We start from the raw sequence: 5,770 nt of genomic DNA, 5'->3' as shown, positions 1-5,770 counted from the left end.
CGGTTCCAGTCATTTACCCCGCCCGGCGTCCCGGACTCTTGAAGGATCTGGGACGCCGGACACAGAAGAACCGAGCTTTAAAAACAGCTTTTCACCACCCCGCCGTCGACCCGCGCGGCGGCGCCGGTGGTGGCGCTGGCGAGGGGGCTGGCCAGGTACGCCACCAGCGAGGCCACCTCCGCCGGCTCCGCGAAGCGTTTGATCAGCGAGGTCGGCCGGGTCTTCTCGAAAAACTCTTTTTCGACCTCCTCCTCGGACTTGTCGTCGCCCTCGGTCAGGGAGGCGACGAAGTCCTCCACGCCGCGGGACATCGTGGGGCCGGGCAGCACGCTGTTCACGGTGATCCCCGTGCCGGCGACGATCTCCGCCAGGCCGCGGGAGACGGCCAATTGAGCCGTTTTCGTCATACCGTAATGAATCATCTCCGCGGGGATCTGCACGCCGCTCTCGCTGGAGATGAAAATAATGCGGCCCCAGTCCTGCTCCCGCAGGCGGGGCAGATAGAGCCGGGCCAGCCGCACGCCGCTGAGGACGTTCACCTTGAAGAACCGGACCCAGTCCTCGTCCGTGATCTTCTCGAAGGGCGTCGCCTCGAAGATGCCGAGGTTGTTGATGAGGACGTCGACGGCGGGGTGGGTGTCGAACAGCTCCTCCGCGGCGGCGGCCGTGGAGAGGTCGCCGGCGAATCCGACGACGGTGCCGCCGGTGTGCTCGGCCAGCTCGGCGACGGCGGCGTCGACGGAGTCCTGCGACCGACCGTTGACGATGACGGTCGCCCCCTCCCGGGCCAGGCGGGCGGCGATCGCCCGCCCGATCCCGGCGGTGCTGCCGGTGACGAGGGCGGTCTTGTCGGAGAGTTGCAGGTCCATATGACCGACGGTCGAACGGGGGGCGGGGACGCGGCATTCTACCGGCCCGCCCCGCCGCAACCGCCCCGCCGGCGGTCAGCTTGCCTCTTCGCGGGCTTCGGCGGACAGCGCTTCAACGCATTCGGCCCACAGGTCCGCGACCGGTTTGCCGGCGACCTCTTCGAACAGGCTCTCCTTGTATTCGCCCCGGCTCAGGGCGGCGTGGAGCTTGTCCACGGAACCCGGCGTGCGGCCGTCCAGCCATTCCAGGAAGCGGGCGCTGACGCGGTAGCCGTCGTCGTAGTTGTTGCGGGAACTCAGCCGTTCCGGCAGGCGCCAGCCGGGTTGGCGCTCCGGGCCGTAGACCTTGCGGGCGTAGTCGGCGATGCCCTCGACCAGCCAGCCGGGCTTGTCGAACCCGCGGCGGGCCCGCGGGTACTGCTGCACGGCGTGCGTCAGCTCGTGGGTCAGCAGGGCGATATCGTCGGGGTTGCTCCGCAGGTAGGCCCCGCCGACGGTGATCTCGTCGCCCGTGCAGTACGCCGGCACGCGAAGCTGCTGTTTAAAGACGATCGTGACGTGCCGGGGCGCCGGCCGGTCCGGGCGTTCGAACCGCTCGATCAACGAGGGATAGCAGCGGAAGAACTCCGTCGTCAGCCGCCCCGCCGCGGACACGTCCTCCGGGCCGATTTCCCCCTCGACTGTGACCGACACGGGCTGCGGCTCCGGCTTGTCGTCCGGCTCCGCGTCCTGGGAGGCGAGCCGGCCGGCGAGCGCGACGAGCAGCGCGGCGGCGAAGGCGGCGGGGCGGGCGGGGGAACTCAGGAAGCTGCGCATGGATCGTCGCACCGGGGCGGGGGAAGGAGCGGGCGAGCAGGCTGAATGAACGCCGGGCATCCTACCGACGGCCGCCGCCCCGGCGACATCGGCCGCCGCGGGGTCGCTAGAGTGGGTTCGTTCCGCCCCCGTTTGGACCGATTCGTCTCATGCCCGACTGGCTCGCCGCGGTCGACTGGGACGCACCGCACAATCTGTATAACGCCTTCGAGGCCGTGTTTTGGGCCGCGGTGGCGGTCGCGTTGGCCTGTCGGCCGACGCCGCGGCGGGCGAGCGGGTACCGGTGGGGGCTGGTCGCCGTGCTGCTGGCGTTCGCGGCCTCGGACGTGTGGGAACTGAAGACCGGGGCCTGGTGGCGGCCGTGGCCGCTGTGCGTGCTGAAGTTCGCCTGCGGCGGGGGCGGGTCGCTGCTGGCCCTGCTGTGGTGGCGGGCGGAGAGCCGGGGCGAACCCGCGGGGGGGGCGAACCCGTCCTGAACCCTCACTCGCGCTGCGGAGCGTCCCGGACCCTCCAAGGGTCCGGGACGCTGACGTGACGCGACGTCAGTGGGCGTGACGACGCACGGCCGGAGCTTGCGCTCCGGACTCATGCGGGGAGGCCGCCAGCCGTCAGAGGCTGCGGAGGTAGGCGTCGAGGTCGGCCCAGTCCTGGTCGGACGCGTCGTCCATCACGCCGCCGGGCATCAGGGAGTTCGTCCCGGTGCGGCGCTCCAGGATGTCGCCGGCTTCCACCCGCCAGGTGCGGCCCTGGCCGTCGCGGAGGGTGATGCCGTCCGTGCTCTGGTAAACCGGCAGGCCCTCCACGACGCGGCCGTCGGCGGTGACGATCAGCTCGGTGCGATACCGGCTGGGGACGTCGCGGGAGGGGTCGAGGATCGCCGTCCAGCGGTCCTTGCGGCCGTAGCGGGCGCCGGCGCCGGCGAGGTCCGGGCCGACGGCCCCGCGGCCGCCGTGGCAGGTCGCGCAGCCGCGGGCCTTGAACACCTCTGCCCCGCGGGCGGCGTCGCCGGATTCCCAGTCGATCGTCGCCAACCGGGCCAGCGATTCGGCGGCTCCGCCGGAGGTTTCGAGGTCGGGGAAGCGGGCGGCGACGTACTCCGTCCAGCCGGCGGCGGCGGCGGGGCTGGTGGGGTCGGCGGCGGCGAAGCCGGTCGTCTCGCCGGTGTTGCGGCGGAGCAGCGCCACCGTGCGGGCCTTCAAATCGCGGCCGCGGTCGTCGTCCGGCAGGCGGCGGAGCAGCGCGGTCAGGCCGGCCGTTTCGGCGGCGTGCTCCGCGGCGGTCAGCCGCCCGGCGTCGGCCAGGGCGCCGGAGGAGGGCAGCTTTTCCAACGCCCCCAGCGCCGCGGCGACGACGGAGAGGTCGCCGTTGTCCAGGCTCTCCACGAACAACGGGCGGTCGACCGGGGCCGGGCCGCCGGGGCGATCGGCGAGGCTCATCACCACGGCGCCGCGGACGGAGCGATCTTCAAAGAGGGGGCGAATCCGCTTCGGCCCGTCGGGGCCGTCGCCCAGCAGGAACACCACGTCGCCGCTCCAGTCGTAGCCCGGCTCCCGGGCCGCGGCGGCGAAGCGGGCCCGGGCCTGCGGGACGAGGTCCGCCGGCACGTGGGCCAGCAGGGCCACGTGGGCCGGCCGGCCGAGGTCCGGCCGGGCGACCACCGCGGCGGCGAGCTGCCGGTCCTTCTCGAACAGTTCGTCGTAAAGCTCCGTCAGCCGGGGCTCCCAGTTCGTGTCGGTGTTGAGGCCGCGTTCGGCGACCTTGGCGTCCAGCCGGACGAGGGCGGCGGCGATCGCCTCGGTCTGCGGGGCGGAGCGTTCAACCGGCAGCCGGGCCGCGGCGAAGAGGTGGTGCAGGTCCTCGGTCGGGTCGCTGCTCTCGGTCAGCCGGCCGGTCAATTCGCCGAGGATCACCGGGTTATAGGGGGCGATCATCGCGGCGACGCGGACCAGCTCGTGATCGACCGCCGCCTCCTCCCGCCCCTGCCGACGCCGGGCCAGCAGGGCGCTGAGGCGGGGCACGACGACGTTCAACTCCCGCTCGTGCGGGGCGAGGTCGAAGCCGGCGGTGTAGCCCTCGAACGCCGAGCCGTCCCCCTTCTGGGCGTAATCGTAGCCGGGGCCGTAGTCGCCCAGGGCGATCTGCACGAGCCGGACGGCGTCGCGGCGGACGTCCGGGGCGGCGTCGCCTTCCAGCACGTTCAGGCCCAGCCGGATCGCGGCGTCGTCGAAGCGGGGGTAGGCGGCGAGGTAGCCGAGGGCGAAGGCGACGCGGGCGGCGTCCCCCTTGCCGTGCGCGGCCCGGGCCAGCGGGGCGAGGTCGGCGGCGGCCAGCCGGGCGATCACCCGCTGGGCGGCGCTGCGGACCAGCCGGTCCGGGTGGCCGAGGTTCTCCGCCAGCGCGTCGAACACGGTGGCGACGGCCGCCTTGCCGGAGTCCGTCATCCCGGCGAACGCCTCCAACGCGGCCCGGCGGACGCGGGGGGACTCGTCGGCGAGGAAGGGCGCCAGGGCGGCGGCGTCCGGGGCGGCGGGCTCCCGCACGCCGTGCGACCAGCAGGCCCGGGCCCGCACCTCCGGCGCCGGATCGGCGGCGAAGAAGGACAGCACGTTCGCCGGCAGGCCCTCGTATTTTTCCGTCAGAATCTCGATCGCCCGCACCCGCTGGGCGGCCGGCCGGGCCTGATCCAGCGCCGCCGCCCGCAGCGGTCCGGGGCCGAGTTCGTCCACCAACGGCTCCCACTTCGCCCGGCTCCATGGGCGCCTCCGTCCGCTCCCTCATACGTCAGCCGGTACACCCCGCCGCGGGTGCCGCGGCCGCCGACGGAGACGAACAGGTCGCCGTCGGGGCCGACGCTCATCGCGGTGGGGGCGAAGCCGGCCCGGCCGCTGCTGGTCATCAGACTGACGGGCTCCGCGTCGTAGCCGGCGCCGTCCTGCTCCAAGGGCAGGGCGAGGACGCGGCCGAAGGTCCAGTCGGCGACGATCACCGAGTTCCGCAGTTCCTCCGGGAAGGCGGCGTGCCGGTAGCAGACGACGCCGGTCGGTGAGCCGCGGCCCAGTTCGCAAACGACCGGCGGCATGCTGGGGGCGTCGAAGGGGCGCTTCACGCTGCGGCTGAGCCAGCCGGCGTGCGACCCGGGGACCAGCGCCAGCACGCGGGTCGGACGGTACCAGGGCAGGGTGACCTCGCGTTCGCCGTCGCTGTCGTAGGTGAACACGCTGCCGTCGGCCCCGAAGGCGAAGTCGTAGGCGTTCCGCATCCCGTGGGCGACGAGTTCCCCGCCGGTCAGGTCCGGGGCGAGCCGCATCAGCACGCCGCCCCGTGGCGCCAGCGGGCCGCTCTTGGGCAGCGGGGAGGTGGTGCGGGTCACGTAGTCGGCGCCGATCTCCGCGTAGTTGCCGGCGATGAGGTACCACCAGCCGTCCGGGCCGCGGGTGACGGCGTGCGCGTCGTGCTCGGAGCCGGTGGGGAGCTTCAGGAACCGCTGCGGCCGGGCCGGGCGGCCCTCGCGATCGACCTTGCCGAGGCCGTCCCACACGCCGTCGCCGTCGGCGTCCTGATAGCGGAGCAGCCCGCCGTCGCCGACCGCCATCAAGTCGTTCCCGAGGAAATACAGCCCCTGCGCCCCGTCCTTCGGGCCGTCGGCGAACCGTTGGGCCTCGTCGGCGACGCCGTCGCCGTCCGTATCGAGCAGGCGTTTGACGAAGCCCGGCCCGGCGACGACCACGTGCCCGTTCGCATCGTGCGTCAGACAGGTGATGTCCGTGGCGAGGTCGTCCCCGGAGAAGGCCACCGCCCGGAACCCCGGCGGGGTGAGCAGGTCCTCCGTCGCCGGCGGCCGTTCGTCGGCGACCTCGCTCTCCGGCGTCGTCGGTTCCTCTGCCGGTTCCTCTGCCGATTCCTCTGCCGGTTCCGTCTCGGGCTTGGGCTCGGGCTTCGGCTCCGTCTCGACCATCGCCGCGGGGGCCGCGGTCTCAGGCGCCGGTTCGACGGGAGCCGGTCCTGCGGGAGCCGGTCCTGCGGGAGCCGGTCCTGCGGGAGCCGGTCCTGCGGGAGCCGGTCCTGCGGGAGCCGGTCCTGCGGGA

Annotated in this window: 5 protein-coding genes; 1 reads left to right on the top strand and 4 read right to left on the bottom strand. The window is 73.4% G+C overall.

Features of this window, described 5'->3' with window-relative positions; translation table 11 throughout:
• Nucleotides 1-77 precede the first annotated feature (77 nt).
• Together ACG2DA_RS21485 and ACG2DA_RS21480 are read right to left on the bottom strand one after the other, a co-directional pair.
• Entirely contained in the window at nucleotides 78-869 is a 792-nt protein-coding gene (locus tag ACG2DA_RS21485) for an SDR family NAD(P)-dependent oxidoreductase (RefSeq protein WP_395258559.1), read from the bottom strand.
• Nucleotides 870-944: 75 nt separating this feature from the next.
• Nucleotides 945-1,685: a basic secretory protein-like protein gene (locus tag ACG2DA_RS21480; protein WP_395258558.1), complete on the bottom strand. Its 741-nt coding sequence runs from the start codon at nucleotides 1,683-1,685 to the stop codon at nucleotides 945-947.
• Between the two features lie 149 nt (nucleotides 1,686-1,834).
• Between ACG2DA_RS21480 and ACG2DA_RS21475 the strand changes: the two genes are divergently transcribed.
• The gene (locus tag ACG2DA_RS21475; RefSeq protein ID WP_395258556.1) at nucleotides 1,835-2,161 is read left to right on the top strand and encodes a hypothetical protein; all 327 of its coding nucleotides are present in this window, start codon (nucleotides 1,835-1,837) and stop codon (nucleotides 2,159-2,161) included.
• A 132-nt stretch (nucleotides 2,162-2,293) separates the two neighbouring features.
• Here the strand turns inward: ACG2DA_RS21475 and ACG2DA_RS21470 are convergent, their stop codons facing one another.
• Both ACG2DA_RS21470 and ACG2DA_RS21465 read right to left on the bottom strand, forming a co-directional pair.
• A complete protein-coding gene (locus ACG2DA_RS21470) occupies nucleotides 2,294-4,411 on the bottom strand; it encodes a HEAT repeat domain-containing protein (protein ID WP_395258555.1) in 2,118 nt (705 codons plus the stop codon).
• A complete protein-coding gene (locus ACG2DA_RS21465; protein WP_395258553.1) occupies nucleotides 4,321-5,640 on the bottom strand; it encodes a hypothetical protein in 1,320 nt (439 codons plus the stop codon). The genes ACG2DA_RS21470 and ACG2DA_RS21465 overlap by 91 nt, the downstream gene beginning before the upstream one ends.
• Between the last annotated feature and the right edge of the window lie 130 nt (nucleotides 5,641-5,770).

It is taken from the genome of Alienimonas sp. DA493 (assembly GCF_043951915.1).
Lineage (GTDB): Bacteria > Planctomycetota > Planctomycetia > Planctomycetales > Planctomycetaceae > Alienimonas.
This window is presented reverse-complemented; position numbering and strand designations above follow the sequence as displayed.